An 18,511-nucleotide genomic window follows, 5' to 3' on the forward strand; every position below is an offset into this window, starting at 1 on the left:
TCATTCGGTGGCCTGTCATTCGGTGGCCATCCCGACCGTCAGGCCCTCCTTGAGCTGCGGGCCGCTGACCTCGATGCGGCCGTCGGCCGTCATCCCGGTCCCGACGCGCACCATCCGGGTCGTGGTGCCGTCGACCACCTGGAGGCCGTAGCCGCCGTCGGCGCCACGCAGGGCGACGATGGCCTCCACGGGGACGGTGAGGACGCCCCTGCGGCTCTCGCTGACGAACTTCACGCTCGCCGAGGCGCGGGTGTCCTCGCCGGACACGGCCGACGCGCCGCCCTCCAGGGTGACCTCGACGATGATGCTGTCCTGGGCCGCGGCGTCGTCCGCGCCCTCGGGGCGGACTGTTCCCGTGACCCGGCCCCGCTTGGTCTTCCCGCTGGGCAGGGTCACCTCGACCCGGGTGCCCCGCGCGGTGAGCGGCGCGTCGGCCAGTTCCAGTTCGGCGCGGACGACGGGCTTGGTGGAGGCGACGGTGAGGACGGCGGTGTCGGGGCCGACCTGGTCGGCGAGGGCCGCGTCCGCGCGGACGACGTTGACCTCCTCGGGCTGGAAGACGACGTCGCCCTGGCCGACCCTGCCGCTGGGGGTGCGGTTGAGGGACTTCTGCCACTGCTGGACGGCGGCTTCCGTCGCCGCGTCGTAGAAGGGGTCGACGTAGAGGCCGCGCCCGTAACCGAGGGCGACGAGGTTGCGCTCCAGCTGGAGCACGTCGCTGCCCCGGGCGCCGTCCTTCATCTCGCGGAAGGCCGGTACCGGCCCGTACAGCAGGGAGACCGGTTTGTCGTTCAGCTCGTAGAGGGCCTGGCCGCGCGTGACGGTGGCGCCCTCGCGGGGGGCGACCGTCACCGTGCCGGCGACCGCCGACTTCACCGCCCGGCGCTGCGAGAAGTCGATCTTCCCGTCGACCGTCTCGGACTGGACGAGGTCGGCCCGGGTGATCGTGGTGGTGGCGGGCGGCCCCTCGCCCCGGCCGTCGCCGCCGCCGGTGCCCCCGTCGCCGTACACGAGGGCGCCCGCGCCCACCGCTGCGGCGGCCACCAGGGCGGCGGCGGCCAGGAATCCCGTACCCCGCTTCATCTACTGCATCCCGTCCAGACCGTCGAGGAGCTTGCTCGCGCAGGCCTTCTCGGCCTGCTGGTACGCGGGCGCGTTCGGGTCGAGGGCCGGGCTCCCGGGGCTGGGGTCGCCGCCGGGGATGACGTTTCCGCCGGACATGGTGGGGTTGGTGAACTTGGAGACGCCGTTGTCGCGCATGCACTTCGCGTGGGCGAGCAGGGACTCGTAGTCCTTCTGCACATCGCGCTTCGGCGCCAGGTTCATCGCCTTCTCCATCTCGGGGAAGCAGACGCCGTCCTTGCCGCCCTTGTACTCGACGCCGCCGTTCTTCGGGTCGATGATCTCCCCGATCCTCGCCTGGTCGAGATGGCCGCTGAGCTTGGGGTCGGGGAAGTCCTTCACACCGCCCTTGGTGCGCATGCAGCGGACGTACGTCATCTGGGCGTCGTGGAAGGCGCCCTTGCCGCCGGCGGCCGGCTCCCGCGCGCCCCCGCTGTCCTTGGCCGGCGCTTCGGTCCGTGGCGAATCGTCGGGTACGGAGGCGACCTCGTCGCTCCGGTCCGCGCGGGCGCCCTCGCCGTCCCCGCAGGCGGCGGAGAACGCGAGCAGGGGCACGGCGACGAGGGCGGCGAGCCGCAGCCGCGCGGCGCGGCGGGCGGTGGTGTGAAGAGTCATGCACTCACCGTCGACCCCCCAGATGGTGACTTTTCCACCACCGCATGATGAGCGCGTAACAATGCCCGGGATCTCCGCCACCGGGGATGATCAGCCGAAACACTCACGCATAATCTGCTCCATGGCCCACGTACTGCTGATCGAGGACGACGTGTCGGTGCGCGACGGCATGGAGCTGGTGCTGCGGCGGCACGGCTACGACGTGCACACGGCCGCCACCGGCGAGGAGGCCCTCGCGCTGCTGGCGGGACCGGTGGGCGGATCCGTCGAGATCGCCGTGCTCGACCTGATGCTGCCCGGCATCGACGGCTTCGAGGTCTGCCGCCGGCTGCGCGCCACCGGCTCCACCCTGCCCGTGATCATGCTGACCGCGCGCGGCGACGACAGCGACATCGTGGGCGGCCTGGAGGCGGGCGCCGACGACTACGTGGTCAAGCCGGTGACCGCGCCGGTCCTGGAGGCCAGGATCCGGGCGGCGCTGCGGCGGGCCGAACCGTCCGCCCACCCGGCGCGGGGCGAGGACCACGCGGGCCTGGTCCTGGACCGGGCCGGTCTCACCGTCACCAAGCGCGGCATCCCGATCGCCCTGCCCCCCACCGAGCTGCGGCTCCTGCTCGAACTCTCCGCCTCCCCGGCGCGCGTGTTCAGCCGCGAGCAGCTGCTCCAGTCCGTGTGGGAGCACGACTTCCTCGGGGACTCGCGGCTCGTGGACGCGGCGGTCGGCAGGCTGCGCTCCAAGATCGAGGACATCCCGGCGCGGCCGCGGTACATCCAGACGGTACGGGGCTTCGGCTACCGCTTCGGGCCGGTGTGAGCGTGCGCCGACCCCGCGTGCGCCGCCCCCTCGTGCGCCGGCCCCGCGTGAGCCGGCCCCGGCTGCGCCGCCCCCGGCTGCGCGTGCGCCGGTGGTTCGGCGGGCTGCGCACCCGGCTCGTCGTGGCCTTCGTCCTGGTCGCCCTGGTCAGCGCGGTGACCACGTCCGCGCTCGCCTACCGCGAGTCCCGCACGGCCGTCCTGGAACGCAAGCAGGACGCGGTACTGACCGACTTCACCAACCGGGTCGACCAGGCCGCCGCCGACTTCGACGTCCCCGCCGACGAGGCCTCCCTCAACCGCTTCGCGACCGGCATCGCGGACGGCCTCGGCGACGACGCCCTGGTCGTGGCCCGGTACCGCTCGCTCACGGCGTCGTCCGACGCGTCCGCCGACCGCACCCGGATCACTCCCGCGCTGCGGGACGCGGTGCGCAAGTACAACCGCATGAGCTTCCAGCGGGTCGATCTGGAGGAGAACCCCTACCTGGTCGTGGGCACCCCGGTCACCTTTGACTCGGGGGCGCCCTCCGGCCTCGACGTCTTCGCCATCACCTCGCTGCGGGCGGAGCGCGAGCACACGGCGGGCCTGCTCTACGCGGCACGCAACGCGATCGTCCCGGTGGTCCTGCTCGCCGCCCTCCTCGCGCTCCTCGCGGCGGGCACCGTGCTCCGCCCCGTCCGCGAACTGGGGCGGGCCACCCGGCAGCACGCCGCCGGCGACCTCACGTCCCGGGTCCGGGTCCGGGGCAGCGACGAACTCGCCTCCCTCGCCCACGACTTCAACGAGACGGCGCAGGCCCTGGAGGCGTCCGTGACCGAGCTGCGCGAACAGGACGTACGGGCGAAACGATTCGTCGCCGATGTGTCGCACGAGCTGCGCACCCCGCTCGCCGCGATGACGATGGTCGCCACCGTCCTGGACGAGGACGCGGCGACCCTCCCCCCGGACGCGGCCCACGCGGCCCGCACGGTCAGCGACGAGACCGCCCGGCTCTCCCGGCTCGTGGACGACCTGATGGAGATGTCCCGCTTCGACTCGGGAGCGGCCCGCCTCAACCTCACCGACACCGACCTCGCGGAGTCCGTCCGCGCCACGCTCTCCCTGCGCGGCTGGACCGACCGGGTCGCAACGGACCTGCCCTGCGGCGTACGGGCCCTGGTCGACCGGCGCCGCCTGGACGTGATCGTCGCCAACCTCGTCGGCAACGCGCTGCGCCACGGCGCCGAACCGGTGACGCTCACCGTGAGCACCGACCCGGAGGGCGACTGGATCACCGCCGAGGTCACCGACGAGGGCGCCGGGCTGCCGCCGGAGGCCCTCGCCCATGTCTTCGACCGCTTCTACAAGGCGGACAGCGCCCGCACCCGCTCGGAGGGCAGCGGCCTCGGCACGGCCATCGCCCTGGAGAACGCGCGCCTGCACGGCGGCACCATCGAGGCGGCCAACAGGGCCGGGGGCGGGGCGGTGTTCACGCTGCGGATGCCCTGGCGGCTCACCCCCGAGGAGTCCCCGTGACCTCGGCACTTCCGTCCTCCGTGCACCGGACCGCACTGGCCGGACTCGCGTCGGTGCTGCTCACCACCGGCTGCGGGGTGCCCCCGACGGGCGTCCTGGACGGCGGCGACCCGGCCGGCGGCCTCACCCAGGGCATGCGCCTGTACTTCATCTCCCCCACCGGCCGTCTGAAGGCGGTCCCACGCCCCGGCATCGACCCGTCCGGGCTGCGCATACCCGGCGACGTCATCGGCCTCCTCATGGAGGGCCCGACGGAAGAGGAACGCGCGGCCGGGCTCACCACCCTGCTGAAAACACAGGGGTTCGCGACCTCCACCGACGAGGACATCCCCTCGGCGTTCTTCCCGACCACACCCTTCGACCCCTCGTCGGTGCGGGACCGGAACACGATGGGCCAGGTGGTGTGCAGCGTCGCCCGGGCGCTGGCCGTGGCGGACGACGACGACACCCGGCGCACCGACGACTTCCCGGTCCGGGTGGGCGCGCGGGACGCGCCGACCACGTCGTACGTGTGCTCGGACTTCCTGAAATGACGACTCCACGGAGAAGAAAGGCGGGGGCGGTGTCCACGCTGCGAACACCCCGGCGGCCCACCCCCGAAGGGGGCCGGGCGGTAATGATCACCCTGGCGGCGCTGCTGCTCGCGACCGGCTGCGGCGTGCGCCCCACGGGCGTCCTGGACGGCGGCGACCCGGCCGGCGGCCTCACCAAGGGCATGCGCCTGTACTTCGTCTCCCCCACCGGCCGCCTGGAGGCGGTCCCCCGCCCCGACATCGAGCCGTCCAAGGCCGGTGACCCCGCCGGTGTCATCAAACTCCTCGGCGGCGGCATGTCCGACGCGGAACGCGCGGCCGGCCTGACCTCGGAGGTCCCGGGCCGCACCTACGCGGAGACGGACAAGGAGGGCCGGGTCTCCGTGATCATCCCGTACGAGGCACTCGACCCCTCGTCGGTCGACGACCGGAACCTGATGGGCCAGCTGGTGTGCAGCATCGCCCGCGGCCAGGCCGTCGCGGAGGAGGACGGGACACGGCGCACGGACGACATCCCGGTCCGGGTGGCCGCGCTGGACCGCGAGTTCACGTCGTACGTGTGCTCCGACTTCCTGAAGTGACCCCTGGAGACCACCCGATGCCACCCGCCCGCCGGACCCCCCGGACCCCGCGGACCGCCCTGACCGGCCTGGCGGCCGCGCTGCTCACCACCGGCTGCGGCGTCCCCCCGACGGGCGTCCTGGACGGCGGCGACCCGGCGGGCGGCCTGACCCAGGGCATGCGCCTCTACTTCGTCTCCCACACGGGCCGCCTGAAGCCGGTCCCCCGCCCCGACATCGACCCGTCCGAGCTGAAGGACCCCGGCGATGTGATCGAACTCCTCGGCGACGGCCCATCGGAAACGGAACGCGCGACCGGCCTCACGACGCTGGTGCCGCAGGGCCCCTACGCGTACACACCCGACTGGAAGAACCTCTCGATACGCTTCCCGGCCCACATGATCGACCCCTCGTCGGTGGAGGGCCGCAACCTGATGGGCCAGCTGGTGTGCAGCATCGCCCGGGGCCGGATCCTGGCGGACGGCGACGAGACGCGGCGGATGGACGACGTCCCGGTCCGGGTGGCGGGAAGGTGGGAGGAGCGGGAGCCCTATGTGTGCTCGGACTTCCTGAAGTGAGGACGCGGCCGCGGAATCCGATACCACCCGCACCAGGCAGGGCGACAAGGCCCGGCGGTTCTGATCCCGTCAGTCCGGGACCTGGATGTTGGCCATCCATCGGACGCTGTCCGCCGCCTCGATGTGGAAACGCCCCTTGCGGCCTTCCGACAGGTCGAGTTGGTTGACGCTGATGCGGGCCTCGGTGCTGGGGCAGTCGATGGTGAATTCCCCGACGGTGTCGACGGACAGTTCGATCCGGCCGGTGCCGGTGTCCGCGACACAATTGACGTTCACCCAGGAGACGCCTTTGCCGAGCTGGACCGAACCGAGGTCCCAGTCGCCGCGACGGGGCCCTCCCGAGGCGATCGTGCGGTGTCCGGGCCGGAGTTCCGGTGAAGTCAGTGCCACGGCTGATGGCGACGGCGTGGATGACGAACCAGGAGCGGGTCGATCCGAGTCCGTGTACCCGGCCACCGTCGCCATCACGATGACGACGAGCACGCCCGTACGGCGGAAAGAGATCATCAGCGACTGGTCTCCTCGTGAACGTGCGGGTTCGGGTGGGGTGGGCGTGCAGGACGGGATGCGGTGGCTCGGGCGGCTCGGCGTGCCAGTTCGCCGCGCCACCCCGCCCGGTTCATCAGCCACAGCAGTGTCGGGATCACCAGACCCACGACGATGAAGACCCAGGCGCTGTCCCGGTGCCGGCCGGCTTCGTCCACCTGCCACAGGACGGCCACACTGAGAACCGAGGCCGCAGGCATATGGGTCAGCAGCACCAGCACGATCACCGGGGAATGCGGCTCGCGCGACTTCACGCTGAAGACGACAAACATCCCGAGGTACAGAACCCAGATTCCACCGATCCAACCGGCGGCGGTGTACCAGCCGCTCCCGGGTCCCTCCGCAAGGGTCCCGCCCTTCGCTGTCGGCACCATGCCCAGATCGAGCACGCCCACGGCCGCGAGTCCCACACAGCTGGACCCTATGAAACCCACGAGCCAGATCGCTCCGAAGAATCCGAAGACCTTGACGGCCTCCCACGAAAACCATGCGGATCCACGCCGCTCCCCCATGAGCCCCCCTGATGCGATCAGTGTCCAATTGCCCTGCGGCATTGTGCTGCACGGGGCTCGGAGCACGACATCATCCTGTCGTCAGGTCACAGCTCTTGAAGCGAGACTGTGACACCTGCGCGTGCCTCCTGCCGAGCCCGGCTGCCCACCACCGTTCACCACGGCGCAGGCGGATGCCGACGAGGCCCTGGACTGGGCCGTCTCGGTGGACTCCACGATCGTCCGCGCCCACCAGCACGCCGCCGGGGCCCGCAAAAAGGGGCCCGGCAGGCGAGCCGGCCGACCACGCCATCGGACGCTCCCGCGGCCGGCTGACCACGAAGGTCCACCTCGCCGCGGGCGGCCGGTGCCGCCCCCTGGCCTTCGCCCGGCGTCGCGGCTGTACTCGATCAAACGTGGGCACGGCGGTTCGGGATGGGCGGCGGGACAGGAAGACCGGCCGGCCGTGTACAAACCAGGAGCCGACTCGGGCGACCACCAGAGGGAATGCCGTCGACACGGGCGAAGCGCGATCGTAGCCTCCTGGCATGCGCGCATCCCGAAACATCGACTCCTGGGAGCAGGTGGACTCCCGAGAGGACTTCTCCTCCTGGCTGCGCTTCCTGGCCTTCGACTGCGAGCAAGCCCACAGCGGCGGAACTTCCGGGGTTTCCGCGGCCCTGGAGTGGACCCACCAGAGCATCGACGGCTTCCTGTGGGGCTGGGTCCGCCTTCTGGGCAGCCGTCTCGACGGTACCGACCTGCTGCACGAGGAAGCCCCCGGCCGGCCCGGCTGGCGCGGACTGGCCCATCAGCTCGACAGGGTCCGCACGACCCTGCCCGGGTACAACGACGTGCTCGCTGACTCCGGCACCCGGCATGAAGAGGTCGACACCCCAGGGGACCTGAGCATGTACGCCGCGGCGCTCGCGATGGACTTCGTCCGGGACCGACGCGAGATGCAGGCGAAAGCCGGACGGGGCGAATGGGCCGGCGACGGAGGCAGCTGGGCGCACGGCACTCTCTACGACTGGCTCGCCTCCTGGGGCTCCTGGGTGGGCGCCGACTCACCACGCCATGCCCAGCTCACCCCGGTCACCTGGCGCTGCGTCGCCCTGCAACTCTCGGTCGCACGCATCTATGAGTAGCAGCTTCGGCTTGAAGGGGATGATCCTGGGGCCACTGTCAGCCGCCCGGTCCTACGCCAGAACACACACCCTGTTCACCGAACTGGATGTCCCTCGCTGTGCGGCACAGATCGAGCTGGCGCTCGTGGTCGTCAACGAGGTGTTCGGCCAACTCGCATTATCAGCGCGCCAGTACGAGCAGCTCACCACCGATGAACGCCTGAGTCTTCGCGACCGGGCATGCGCCCGCCTGTGGATCGGTACGGCTCTCGGCAAGGAAGGCGACAACGCCCACGCCGGCCGCGTCATGGCGGCCGCCATCCGGGAGTTCGGGGAACTCGGCGAGCCCGAGGACTGGTCAGTGGCCCACCAGAAACTCGCCCTGGCTCACCGTGGCTCCGGTGATCTCAGCGGCGCGGATGGCCACGCGGTACGGCCTGACCCATCAGCTGCGCAGCATCGAGAACATCCGACAGCCCTACAAGGATCCGCCGGCCCTCCGTACAGGCTGAGTGGCCAGTAGCGACGAATCAAGGAGCCCCGGTGATGGATCCCGGACAGAAGGCAATCACCGACGCGCAGTGGAACGACGCCAACCTGATCTGGCAGTACCACCGGATGGGCCACGAGGTCCGCCCCTGCTCGGCGGCGATCGGCCTCGGCAGCCATGACCTCGGGGTCGCGAAGGCGGCAGCCGCGCTGTACCGCACCGGGCTCTTTCCCGTGATCGTGTTCAGCGGTGGCAACAGTCCGACGACCGCATCCCGCTTCCCTCGCGGCGAGGCGGTCCACTACCGCGAGCACGCGCTCGACCTGGGGATGCCCGACGGCGCGATCCTCCTGGAGACCGGGGCGCGCAACACGGGGCAGAACATCACGCACTCCCGCGAGGTGCTGGGTGCGGCCGGCGTCGTTGTCGACTCGCTGCTCCTCATCTCCAAGCCGTACATGGAGCGCCGTTCGTACGCCACCTGCCGCAAGCTGTGGCCCGACGTCGACGTCATCTGCGCCTCCGAGCCGCTTGCGTTTGATGACTACCTCAAGTCCATCGGCGACGAGAAGCTGGTGGTGGACATGCTCGTCGGGGATCTGCAACGGGTGATCGAGTACCCGGGGCTGGGGTTCGCCGTCCGGCAGGACGTGCCGGGGGATGTGCAGGACGCCTACGAACGCCTCCTGCGCTCCGGTTTCGACAACCGGCTCATCGGCGCATGAGTGCCCCGGCCGGGGAGGCGTGGGCCCGGCCGGGGCGGGGACCCGGTCCGCCTCAGGGGCAGGGGCGGACCGGGGGCTTTTCACAGCGCGTGGACGAACGGGTCGTACAGGCGCGGGCGCAGCACGCTGGTCAATAACAGCGCGACCGAACCCAGGTACACGAGCACGTAGAGCGTGGCTATGCAGCGACGCAGCCGACGACGGAGGCTCACTCCGCGCCCTCGGCCTGGTTCCGGCGAAACGCCGGAGTCCTGCGCCGCTCGTTCGCCGCCCGCAGCGCCGCGATCAGCTCGGCCGCCAGCACCTCCGCCTCGTACGGGGCGAGATACAGGCCCGTCGCCCGGCCCATGCTCCCGTCCGAGACGGTGAGCGGTACGTAGATCTGGGCGGCGTCGCCGTCGTGGAAGTCCACCAGATCCACCCGGCCACCCAACGTGCGGTTCACGGTCCAGGCGGCCTCGGACTCATGGCGGAACGGCGGTGGATCGGCCTCGCGCGGGTGGTTCGTGGGGAGCACGAAACGTCACCTCCTTCGGGTCGTGTTGTCGCGGAATGTGTCTCCAGCGTGACGCTCCGGCGCTAGCCTCCGGAAGTAGGGCAGGGGCATCAACGGACCTGACGCGAAAGACGACATAGACATGGGCAAAGAGGACAATCCCTACACTGGCCGCACGAAGGACTTCTTGGGCGAGGAGCTTCGGCGGCGACGGCAGGCGAAAGGGCTCTCGCAGCGGGAGCTGGGCAACAAGATGTTCATCTCCGGCGGTTACCTCGGGCAGATCGAGGTCGGCACTCGGCGGCTGACGGCGGACATCGCCCAGCGGCTGGACGAGGAGCTGAACACGGACGGGTTCTTCGAGCGGCTGGCCAACGCCATGAAGAAGAGCAATCACACCGCATATTTCGAGGAAACAGCAGAACTGGAGACGCTGGCCACGGCCATCTGCGACTACGCCTGCGTGTTCGTGCCCGGACTGTTCCAGACCGAGGACTACATCCGCGCCCTAGTCCGCTCCACTTACCCGACGGCGCCGCCAGAGAAGCTAGACAACGCGGTCAAGTCCCGAGTGGAACGGCAGAGCCTCCTCAAAAACCCGGAACGGCCCGACATGTGGGTCATCCTGCACGAGACCGTACTGCGCACGGTCGTAGGCGGCCCTGCAGTGATGGGGGAGCAGCTGCGAAGGATCGCGGAGATCGTGCGTGCGCATCGTTCCGTCGTGCAGGTTGTCCCGTTTTCCGCAGGCGCGCATGGATGCATGGGTGGGCTGGTCAGCCTCATGTCTTTCGACGACGCACCTGATGTCGTCTACACCGAAGCTGCTCTGTCGGGGCAGTTGCTGGACGATCCGGCCCTGGTTGCCACGCACCGCAAAGCCTACGATCACGCCAGGGCCGTCGCGCTGTCTCCGGAGGCGTCCCTGAAACTGATCGAGTCAGTGGCGGAGGAATTCGAGCAATGCGCAGAGAAGCAGACCTGACCGGTGCCATCTGGCGCAAGTCCAGCCACAGCAATTCCGAGCACGCGAACTGCGTCGAGGTCAGCGACGACCTCCCCGGGCTCGTCCCCGTACGGGACAGCAAGCTCCAGACCGGCCCTGCCCTCGTCTTCGGCGGGCCCGCCTGGACGGCGTTCGTCCGCGACATAGCAGCCTGAAGCATCGCGCGGCCCCGGTGAGGATCCACCTCACCGGGGCCGCGCCATGTCACGGTGTGGCCATCGCGGGTGCGGTGGGCCGGTCGCCTTCCTGCAAGGTCAGAAGCTCTTGGAAGATCCCGCCCGGCTGGGCGGACAGTTCCGCGAAGGTGCCCTGTTCGGCCACTTTGCCATGGTGGAGGACGATGATGCGGTCGGCATGGCGGGTGCTGATGAGGCGGTGGGTGACCAGGATGGTGGCCCGGCCGACGGCCATCCGACGCATGGTGGCGAACAGAGCTGATTCCGCACGGGAGTCGAGGGCGGACGTCGGCTCGTCCAGGACCAGGAGGGCTGCATCCCGGTGGAACGCGCGGGCCAGGGCGATGCGCTGCCACTGGCCGCCGGAGAGGTCGTGGCCGTCGGCCCAGGACGGCGCGAGCGAGGTGTCGAGGCCGTGGGGGAGCCGGGCGATGACGCTGTCGGCCCGGGCGGTGGCTGCCGCGGCGTGGACGGCGGGGTCACCGCCGGGCCCCGGGGTTCCGAGGTGGATGTTCTCCCGGACGCTCAGGGGCCATTCGGTGAAGCGTTGCGGAACCAGGGCGACGTGCTCCCACACCGTCTCCGGGTCGGCGTCGGCGAGGTCGAGGCCGTCCCACCGGACGGTGCCGGTGCCGGGGAGGGTCAGGCCGGTGAGGAGTTGGATCAGGGTGGACTTGCCCGCGCCGTTCTCCCCGACCAGGGCGACGACCTCGCCCCGCCGGACGGTCACGCTGACGCCGTCCAGTGCCGGACGGTCGGCACCGGGGTAGGTGTACGTGACATTGCCGGCCTCGATGACCTTCGGCCCGGCGGCTGGGACTGCCTGGGTGCCACGCCGGGCGGTGTGCTGTTCGGCGAGGGTGGTCCACCGGTCCCAGTCACCCACATAAAGGGCACTGCGGAACAGCCTGCCTGCGGTGATCGCGGCGTCTGCGAGGGCGGCATTGACGGTGCGGACGGCCAGGACCGCGGTGCCTGCGGCGGCGAGGTCGAGACGTCCGGTCGCGGCCAGGGCGCCGAGCGCCGTCCAGGTGGCGAGCTGCCCGGCCCCGGAACCGAGGTCTCCGACGATCCGGGCGCGTTCGGCGTGGTGGACCCCGGCGAGCACCGCCGAGTCCAGACGCCGGGACACCTCGTGAAAGCGCCCCTGAAGGAACGCGGACATCTTCGCCGCGCGGATCTCGGCGGCCGGTCCGCGCTTGGTGGTGTCCCGGTAGAGGTAGTGCCGCATCCGCCGGTCCGGATGGGTCTCGTGCCGGATCATGTGCTCGATCCGGGCCGCGCGCACGGTCGCGCCGGCCTTCGGCACCGCCGTGAGGACCACCAGCGGCAGCAGCACCGGGTGCAGCGTCACCAGGACGGACACGGCCGCCGCCATCTGCGCCAGGGAGGCGATCACCCCCTGGGCCTCGGCGACCAGGTCGGCCATCGCCTGCGCGCCGTCGTCGGCGGCCTCCATGGCGTCCACCACGCCTGGGTGTTCGTACGCCGTCAGCTCCAGCCGGTTGGCGCCGGCGACGACGGCGTAGCTCGCCTCGGTGACGCATCGGGGCCCGATCCTCGCCGCCGCCAGCCGGGCCGCACTCGCGGCGGCGTAGCGTACGGACAGGGTGACCAGCAGCGTGCCCACGGCGGGCCAGGCCGCGTCCGCCGACGCTCGCCACGGTCGGTCGTTCAGCAGGTGGGTGAGGACGGCGGTGGTGGCGAGCAGCGCGACGGCGGTGGCCGCCGCCGCGACCATCTGGCCTGCGGCGACGGCGAGCACGGCCCGCCGGTCGGTCCGCCACGCCATGCGGGTCGCCTGGGCGAGGAGGGCGGGCAGTTCGGTGGCGACGGCCCGGCCGGTCATCGCCAGAGTGCGCTGCTGGTGCACATCCGCCGGCGGGGGCGGGTTCTGCAGGGTGGTCATGGGCACCATGTGTGCCGCAACCGGTGCGGTAGCGGCACCCGTTTTCCGTCGTCCCGGGCCGCCCATCGCAGGTCACCGCCCCGGTCACGCTCGGTGGTTCACCCATTCGGGTGGTTGTCCTGGGGGTCAGATCTCCAGCGCCGGCATGTAGTGCCAGCCGTCTTCGGTGCACTCCCCCACCGGCTGCCCGCCGGGGATCCGGGCCCAGGCGTGGTACTCCGTCGGCGGTTCGACCCGCGTTCCGACACACCAGGTCAGCCGCCTGCCGAGGAGCGCGCAGGCCAGCATCGCGCCGAGCGACGATTCGAGACACGCGACACGGACCGGCCACCTGCGTCCGGCGTAGCGCACGGCCTCCACCACCTCCAGCGCCCGGTCCGCAGACAGGGGGCGGCGCCCCGCGATGCGGGCGAGCTGCGCGACCCGGACCGCCCACCGGAACGGCAACCGCAGCAGCAGTACCGCGACCGCCAGCCCCAGCCGGGCGAGCGCCCGTTCCCGGGCGGTGCCGGCCCGTACAGTCGCGTACGACTCGACCGACGTCACCGCCACCACCCCCGTCCCCACCGCTGCCGGGGTCGGTGGAGCAGACCTCCATCGCCCAGGGTGCGTTCGACTCCGGCAAGGTCCCGCTCGGCCACCTCCCGGGAAACGCCGAACCTGCACGCATAGCCGTCAATCGCCGGGCCGCGCTCTTCGTGGTCCAGCAGAAGACGGAGCGCGACGGCGGCGGTGCCGGTGAGCTGGAGCCACCGCCCGGAGCGCTCGTCGAGCAAGGCTCCGGCCGTCTCGGTCAGGACCGGATGCACCCCTCTACGCAGCCGCACGACCATCCCCTTCCTCGGACAGCATCCAGTGGGCCGGGGCGTCGGCGGCCTGCCGCAGCCACAGTTCGGCCGCGACCGCGTAGTGGATCGCGCCTGCCCCGCCGGGACGCCCCGATGCCGCCGCGGCCACCTCGCCGCCCACTCCCGCAGAGGGAAGCAGCCCCAGTCCGGCCAGGTGCGAGCCGGGGCCGAGGAGTTCCGCGAGGAGACCGGCATGGCGTACGAGTCCCGCGTGGGCCACCCCGTCGAGCCCGCCCTTGGTGGTGCGCTCCAGGACGAAGCCGGGCACCGGGCCGTCGGGAAACGCGGCGGCCAGGAGCGGCTTGTACCGGTCGGCCGCGCCGCGTTCGGACGCTTCGACGGCGAGGCACGCCCGGACGACCTCGTTGTCCAGGTATGGGGTGGCGAGGGTCATGCCGTGTTCGCGGGTGATGGCCCGCCACCCGGCGAGGCTCGATCCGATCCGCATCAGGTCCTGCCGGTCCGACCAGTCCGCCATGCCCGGATCCTCGCCGAACGCGTCCGCCGCAGTGTCGACCTCGTCGGCCAAGTGGAGCCGGACGCCGGGACACAGCCATCGCGCGCACGGCGACAACACCTGCCGCGCCACCGCCTCCGGCGTGACCGTCGCCGCGGGGTTCGGGGCGGCGCGCAGGGCGCTCGCCGCCTGCCGCCACCCGCCGGCCACTCCGCCGCGCGCCAGGAACCGTACGCGCCGCCACAGCGTCAGCGGGCTCACCCGGCGCACCCGGGCGTGCGCGAGCGTGTGCTGCCACGCCTCCCGCCGGCGCCCCTCCCGGTAGAGATCCGGCAGATATCCGGCGGACGCCGCCAGAACAACGTCACCCCCCTCTCCCGTGAGGTAGACGGCCCCCGCACGGCTGACGAGGTCCAGCTGAGCATGCTTGATCCGCGCGGTTGCCGCGTAGAGGGTCGGCTCGTCCGTCACCGGTGCCGACCCCGGATCCTCCAGCCCTCCGTACAGCACCGCCTCCTCGCTCCCGGTGAACGTGTGGTGCCGCACCCCGGGCACCACCGCCGCGGTCCGCCGGGCGTAGGCCAGGTCGTCGTCGCGCATCCGCGGGTCGGCATGGGTCACCGCGTCGACGGGCACGCCCTGGGCGGCGGCGAGGCAGACGAGGGTGGTGGAGTCGAGCCCGGCGAGGTCGGCGACGCCCGGCCGCCCGTCCAAGCGGACGGTGACAGCCTCCGTGAGGGCCGCCGCGACCTGCGGCGCCCCCTCGGGCATGCTCACCGGCCGGGGCTCCGACTCGAACCGGACGACCGCCGCGTCGTCGGGGCGGAGGAGGAGCAGGTGCCCGGGGGGAACCCGGCGCACACCCGTGAACAGACTCCGTTCCGCGAGGATGCCGAACGGGCCGAGCGCGAGCCGCGCCGCCAGTGAGATCCGGTCAACCGCGGCGCCGTGGAGCTGTGCCAGCGGCAGAGCGGCGGTCGCCCACCACAACCCACCGCCGTCGAGCGGTTTCCAGTGCACGGGGTGCTGCCCCGCCAGATCGCCGATCACCGCCGTCGTTCCGTACCGGGCCGCCACTGTCAGGTAGGAGCCGGCCCACCGGGTCAGGGCCCGCCACCGCCCGGCCTCCACATCGGCCAGCGCCCTCTCCAGCCCGGCCGCCGAAGCGCCGCACCGGCCGACGACCACCAGCCCCAGACGGGCCGTGCCCGCGGTCCTCACCTCGGCGGGTGGCCACCCGCACGTCCACATCCCCGGCAGCACGGACACCCCGTGCCCGCCCGCCGGCACCCGGCCCGGCCGTCCCGGGCCCCGCCACCCTGCACACCACTGATCCACCCGGCGCCTCCCCGTGCTCCCGGCTCCAGATATGAGGGAGGGCGCCGGGACCGCCCGGAGGCGGTCCCGGCGCCCGGACCGGATCACCCGTGGATCCGGTGACCGGCTTGGTCAGACGGCGGACACCCCGGGGGGTCTTCTGCCGGTACTCGGTGTTGTCCTGGACGTCATAGCCGTTCCGGCCCAGAGTCACCGCCCGGACGGTCCCGGCGACGAACAGCTCCGGCTCCTGGTAGACGACGGCCGGAGCGGCAGTGGTGGACTCCGTAATCACGGATACCTCCATGAAGCCATCACCACGCACCCGTTGCTCCGGTACCCGGACCGGCAGGCCGCGGTGGTCATGTCCACCACCATGACGCACGGCCAACCGCTCCATCCGCAGCCGCAGCACGGGCCCGCAGCCCGGCTGCGGGCCGGTCTAGACCCCCTCGGTGAGCCGGAGCCCGAGAAGGGCTTCCACCTGCGCGATCGTGTTCGCCGGACGGGTAGCGTGCACGGTGGCGATGCTCAGATCCCCGGCCGGGGGAAGATTGCGGGCGGTGTCATCGACAAACACACACGCCTCACCCGGCAGCCCCATCAACTCCAGCATCTCCTTGTAGAGAGCGGGATCGGGCTTGCGCATCCGGTAGTCCTCGGACACCAGCACCACGTCGTACAGCTCGTCGAGTCCATAGCCCGCGTAGACGTCGTACGGCTCCCTCCCGAGGCTGTTGGAGAAGATCCCCACCCGCACCCCCTGGGCGCGGGCCGACTGGGCAGCGGCGATGACCGACGGCTCCGGATGCAGATCCTCCAGCACCCGGCCCAGCAGATTCCCGCCCTCCAGACCGAGCAACGCGGCCGTGCCCGCGTTCCACTCGGCCTGCGTGACCGCTCCGCGCTCCAAATCCTCGTACAGCCGCGAGCCTTCCGGATGACGGGAGATGACGGACAGGAATGTCCCCACGGCCAAGCCCGCCCGCCGGTCGAAGCCGGCCGCGCACTCGGCCACGCCCGTCGTCAGCACCCCACCGAAGTCCAGGATCAAACCCGAACGCCTCATACCAGCCTCCTTGTCGCCGACCTCATCACCGTGCGCACGTCCACGAGATGCTCGCCCAGAGCCCGGGCCCCGGCTGTTCCCCGCGGGCGCAGGCCGCGGTGGAGGGCGCTCACCCGCCGCAGCGTCTCCTGGTGCTGGACATGTTCGGCCAGGTCCAGCGCGGCGTGCCCGTCGGCGCACGCCGCCTCCACCTCCCCGGCCCCCGCGTACGCCTCCGCTCGCGACACGAACGCCGAGCACCGGTGCCGCACCATCTCGGCCGGCAGCCGCCCGATCGCCCCGTCCAGTGCCGGCAACGCCTCCGCGAACCGACCCAGCCGCACCAGATCACTTCCCTCGTAGGCGTCGGCCTTCGCCAGGTCGAACGCCCCGATCCCACCCCACCGCTCATCATCGACCGGCCCGGACACCACCCGCCGGGCCTCCTCCAGCGAGGTGCGGAACCCGTGCTCGTCCCCGGTGGACGCGTACATCTCCGAGGCCACCGCACTCGTCCACGCCCGCATCCGCACGGATGCCCCGCGCCCCGCGGTGTCCACCGCGGCGAGCGCGTAGTCCAGAGCGCTCTCCCCATCCCCGCCGAAGGCGGCAGGGAACGCCCGCCCGGCCAGGATCAACGCCCTGATCTCGGCGCTTCCGGTCTCCTTCGCCACCTGGTAGCCGAGGTCCAGATAGCCCTCGGCCAGTTCCGGGTCCCCGAGGTCGATCGCGAGCAGAGCGCCCGCGAGCGCGGCCATCTCCGCGAGATGCGCCAGCAGTGATTCCCGCACGCCGACCGGCTGGTCCTTCGGCCGTAAGGAGAGCACCAGCTGTACCTGGTGATGAGCCACCGTCACCAGGCTCGACGCGGGAAACGAGCGGTACGAGCGTCGGTACGCGGCCCCGATCGCCCGCAGCTCCTCCGCTGCGGCCCGGTCCACTCCGTGACCGGAAGCCCGGCCGATCTGAGCATGAGCATCAGGAGAAAGTCCGGTCACGGCGGTCGTCAGACCTGCCAGCGACCCCAGAGTGAACACACGACGCAGCACAACCCCGTAGCCTTCCGCATCCGGCGGTGCGTCGACAGACGAACCGGCGACCGGACCGGACGACCGGACCGGCCGGGTTGCCTTCGGTCCTGCGGAGTACCGGACATCGAAGGCCAGAAGGAACTCCACTTCCAGCCGCACGATCCGCGCCAGCCGCTCCGCCATCGCCACACTGTCCAGGGATGCCACACCCCGCTCGATCTGCGACACCCACGACTCCGAACGGCCCACAGCTGCCCCGAGCTCACCCTGATGCCAGCCCTTGCGCCGCCGCGCCTTCTCCAGGCGGCCGCCGACGACCCTGTCGATCTCCACCACCACACCCCCACAGGGCAAGTGTCACCGAGCGGCTACTTTAAGCAACCGTACCGGGTTGCTCTCTTCCGCCATCCAGAGCGATTCAAGCCACCCGGACAGCTTCGGTCAGTGGGCGTTTCGTCGACCAACCGACGATCAAAGCCATCACGACCGCGCTCGCGGACACCCTCCAGAAGGGCACCACCGCATGACCACCACCGTCACCGCCAGGGCCCTGCGCCGGCAGCTTGTCGAGCAGCTTGTCGCGGATGGCCTGCTGCACGATCCCGAGGTGCGCCGCGCGGCCGAGGCCGTCCCCCGTGAGGCGTTCCTCGGGTCTGCGGTCTACCGGCCCAGTGCCCCGCCCGGGGTCACGGTCTGGACTCCGGTGCGCCGTGCCGATGTCCCGGAGGAGGAGTCTGCCTGCCTGCTCGACAGCGGCCAGCGCCTTCACCGTGTCCGCCGCTTGCGGAGACAGCACAGGTACCGTTCCGGGGATGTCCTCAAGGCACAGCCACCACCATCCGGCGCTGTCGTCGGGCGTGGCCCACCACAGGACGCGTGGCCCCACACCATCCGGAAGAGCCGAGGTCACGGTGATCTCATCCGCGTACTGCGGTGCGAACGGGTGATCACCGCTCATGCCCTTGAGGAATGCCGTCCGCCCGTCGTCCAGAAGCAGCCGGGACGCCACCCCCGGAGTGAAGCCGCCTGTACACGGAATCGCGCCGGCTACGGGTGAACCCAGCCGCAGTTCGACGTAGGCACGCGCCTCGGGGGGAAGCGAACC

Annotated in this window: 22 protein-coding genes and 1 pseudogene; 11 read left to right on the forward strand and 12 right to left on the reverse strand. The window is 71.5% G+C overall.

What is annotated here, in order from left to right:
- Window positions 1–15: 15 nt before the first annotated feature.
- The gene (locus tag SYYSPA8_RS34425; RefSeq protein WP_323451374.1) at window positions 16–1,083 is read right to left on the reverse strand and encodes a peptidoglycan-binding domain-containing protein; all 1,068 of its coding nucleotides are present in this window, start codon (window positions 1,081–1,083) and stop codon (window positions 16–18) included.
- Window positions 1,084–1,737: a hypothetical protein gene (locus tag SYYSPA8_RS34430; protein WP_323451375.1), complete on the reverse strand. Its 654-nt coding sequence runs from the start codon at window positions 1,735–1,737 to the stop codon at window positions 1,084–1,086.
- A 121-nt stretch (window positions 1,738–1,858) separates the two neighbouring features.
- On the opposite strand from SYYSPA8_RS34430, the gene SYYSPA8_RS34435 reads away from it, so the two are divergent.
- The 5 genes from SYYSPA8_RS34435 to SYYSPA8_RS34455 all read left to right on the forward strand — a co-directional run bounded on the left by SYYSPA8_RS34435 (window position 1,859) and on the right by SYYSPA8_RS34455 (window position 5,739).
- Entirely contained in the window at window positions 1,859–2,551 is a 693-nt protein-coding gene (locus SYYSPA8_RS34435; RefSeq protein ID WP_323451376.1) for a response regulator transcription factor, read from the forward strand.
- A gap of 62 nt (window positions 2,552–2,613) precedes the next feature.
- Entirely contained in the window at window positions 2,614–4,068 is a 1,455-nt protein-coding gene (locus SYYSPA8_RS34440) for an ATP-binding protein (RefSeq protein WP_407706153.1), read from the forward strand.
- A complete protein-coding gene (locus SYYSPA8_RS34445) occupies window positions 4,065–4,601 on the forward strand; it encodes a hypothetical protein (protein WP_323451377.1) in 537 nt (178 codons plus the stop codon). The genes SYYSPA8_RS34440 and SYYSPA8_RS34445 overlap by 4 nt, the downstream gene beginning before the upstream one ends.
- A gap of 29 nt (window positions 4,602–4,630) precedes the next feature.
- Entirely contained in the window at window positions 4,631–5,182 is a 552-nt protein-coding gene (locus SYYSPA8_RS34450; RefSeq protein WP_323451378.1) for a hypothetical protein, read from the forward strand.
- A gap of 17 nt (window positions 5,183–5,199) precedes the next feature.
- The gene (locus SYYSPA8_RS34455; protein ID WP_323451379.1) at window positions 5,200–5,739 is read left to right on the forward strand and encodes a hypothetical protein; all 540 of its coding nucleotides are present in this window, start codon (window positions 5,200–5,202) and stop codon (window positions 5,737–5,739) included.
- 69 nt (window positions 5,740–5,808) lie between these two features.
- Here the strand turns inward: SYYSPA8_RS34455 and SYYSPA8_RS34460 are convergent, their stop codons facing one another.
- Together SYYSPA8_RS34460 and SYYSPA8_RS34465 are read right to left on the reverse strand one after the other, a co-directional pair.
- Complete coding sequence (locus SYYSPA8_RS34460; protein ID WP_323451380.1) at window positions 5,809–6,246, reverse strand: hypothetical protein; 438 nt, start codon at window positions 6,244–6,246, stop codon at window positions 5,809–5,811.
- Window positions 6,246–6,695: a hypothetical protein gene (locus SYYSPA8_RS34465; RefSeq protein ID WP_323451381.1), complete on the reverse strand. Its 450-nt coding sequence runs from the start codon at window positions 6,693–6,695 to the stop codon at window positions 6,246–6,248. Before SYYSPA8_RS34465 ends, SYYSPA8_RS34460 begins: the two co-directional genes overlap by 1 nt.
- 265 nt (window positions 6,696–6,960) lie before the next feature.
- Between SYYSPA8_RS34465 and SYYSPA8_RS34470 the strand changes: the two are divergent.
- The 4 genes and pseudogenes from SYYSPA8_RS34470 to SYYSPA8_RS34485 all read left to right on the forward strand — a co-directional run.
- A pseudogene (locus SYYSPA8_RS34470) lies at window positions 6,961–7,159 on the forward strand (IS5/IS1182 family transposase); the annotation flags it as partial.
- A gap of 165 nt (window positions 7,160–7,324) precedes the next feature.
- A complete protein-coding gene (locus SYYSPA8_RS34475) occupies window positions 7,325–7,924 on the forward strand; it encodes a hypothetical protein (protein WP_323451382.1) in 600 nt (199 codons plus the stop codon).
- Entirely contained in the window at window positions 7,917–8,426 is a 510-nt protein-coding gene (locus SYYSPA8_RS34480) for a hypothetical protein (protein WP_323451383.1), read from the forward strand. The genes SYYSPA8_RS34475 and SYYSPA8_RS34480 overlap by 8 nt, the downstream gene beginning before the upstream one ends.
- Before the next feature lie 23 nt (window positions 8,427–8,449).
- Window positions 8,450–9,118 (forward strand): YdcF family protein, encoded by a 669-nt coding sequence (locus SYYSPA8_RS34485; protein ID WP_323451384.1) that lies wholly within the window; start codon window positions 8,450–8,452, stop codon window positions 9,116–9,118.
- Between the two features lie 208 nt (window positions 9,119–9,326).
- On the opposite strand, the gene SYYSPA8_RS34490 is transcribed toward SYYSPA8_RS34485, so the two are convergent.
- Window positions 9,327–9,635 (reverse strand): hypothetical protein, encoded by a 309-nt coding sequence (locus SYYSPA8_RS34490; RefSeq protein ID WP_323451385.1) that lies wholly within the window; start codon window positions 9,633–9,635, stop codon window positions 9,327–9,329.
- Between the two features lie 121 nt (window positions 9,636–9,756).
- Between SYYSPA8_RS34490 and SYYSPA8_RS34495 the strand changes: the two genes are divergently transcribed.
- Both SYYSPA8_RS34495 and SYYSPA8_RS34500 read left to right on the forward strand, forming a co-directional pair.
- Window positions 9,757–10,599 (forward strand): helix-turn-helix domain-containing protein, encoded by an 843-nt coding sequence (locus SYYSPA8_RS34495; protein WP_323451386.1) that lies wholly within the window; start codon window positions 9,757–9,759, stop codon window positions 10,597–10,599.
- The gene (locus SYYSPA8_RS34500; RefSeq protein ID WP_323451387.1) at window positions 10,578–10,775 is read left to right on the forward strand and encodes a DUF397 domain-containing protein; all 198 of its coding nucleotides are present in this window, start codon (window positions 10,578–10,580) and stop codon (window positions 10,773–10,775) included. Before SYYSPA8_RS34495 ends, SYYSPA8_RS34500 begins: the two co-directional genes overlap by 22 nt.
- A gap of 49 nt (window positions 10,776–10,824) precedes the next feature.
- Here the strand turns inward: SYYSPA8_RS34500 and SYYSPA8_RS34505 are convergent, their stop codons facing one another.
- From SYYSPA8_RS34505 to SYYSPA8_RS34535, 7 genes are all read right to left on the reverse strand, one after another.
- Window positions 10,825–12,705, reverse strand: coding sequence for an ABC transporter ATP-binding protein (locus tag SYYSPA8_RS34505; RefSeq protein ID WP_323451388.1), 1,881 nt, complete (start codon window positions 12,703–12,705; stop codon window positions 10,825–10,827).
- A gap of 126 nt (window positions 12,706–12,831) precedes the next feature.
- Window positions 12,832–13,251 carry a lasso peptide biosynthesis B2 protein gene (locus SYYSPA8_RS34510; protein WP_323451389.1) on the reverse strand — a complete coding sequence of 140 codons (420 nt, stop codon included), beginning with the start codon at window positions 13,249–13,251 and terminating at the stop codon, window positions 12,832–12,834.
- A complete protein-coding gene (locus SYYSPA8_RS34515; protein WP_323451390.1) occupies window positions 13,248–13,532 on the reverse strand; it encodes a PqqD family peptide modification chaperone in 285 nt (94 codons plus the stop codon). Before SYYSPA8_RS34515 ends, SYYSPA8_RS34510 begins: the two co-directional genes overlap by 4 nt.
- Complete coding sequence (locus SYYSPA8_RS34520; protein WP_323451391.1) at window positions 13,519–15,435, reverse strand: albusnodin/ikarugamycin family macrolactam cyclase; 1,917 nt, start codon at window positions 15,433–15,435, stop codon at window positions 13,519–13,521. Before SYYSPA8_RS34520 ends, SYYSPA8_RS34515 begins: the two co-directional genes overlap by 14 nt.
- A gap of 334 nt (window positions 15,436–15,769) precedes the next feature.
- The gene (locus SYYSPA8_RS34525; RefSeq protein ID WP_323451392.1) at window positions 15,770–16,396 is read right to left on the reverse strand and encodes an HAD-IA family hydrolase; all 627 of its coding nucleotides are present in this window, start codon (window positions 16,394–16,396) and stop codon (window positions 15,770–15,772) included.
- Window positions 16,393–17,739 (reverse strand): helix-turn-helix domain-containing protein, encoded by a 1,347-nt coding sequence (locus SYYSPA8_RS34530; RefSeq protein WP_323451393.1) that lies wholly within the window; start codon window positions 17,737–17,739, stop codon window positions 16,393–16,395. The genes SYYSPA8_RS34525 and SYYSPA8_RS34530 overlap by 4 nt, the downstream gene beginning before the upstream one ends.
- An 85-nt stretch (window positions 17,740–17,824) precedes the next feature.
- Entirely contained in the window at window positions 17,825–18,415 is a 591-nt protein-coding gene (locus SYYSPA8_RS34535; RefSeq protein WP_323451394.1) for a phosphotransferase family protein, read from the reverse strand.
- Window positions 18,416–18,511: the final 96 nt, after the last annotated feature.

This window comes from Streptomyces yaizuensis, assembly GCF_034961445.1.
In the GTDB taxonomy this organism is placed as follows: Bacteria; Actinomycetota; Actinomycetes; order Streptomycetales; family Streptomycetaceae; genus Streptomyces; species Streptomyces yaizuensis.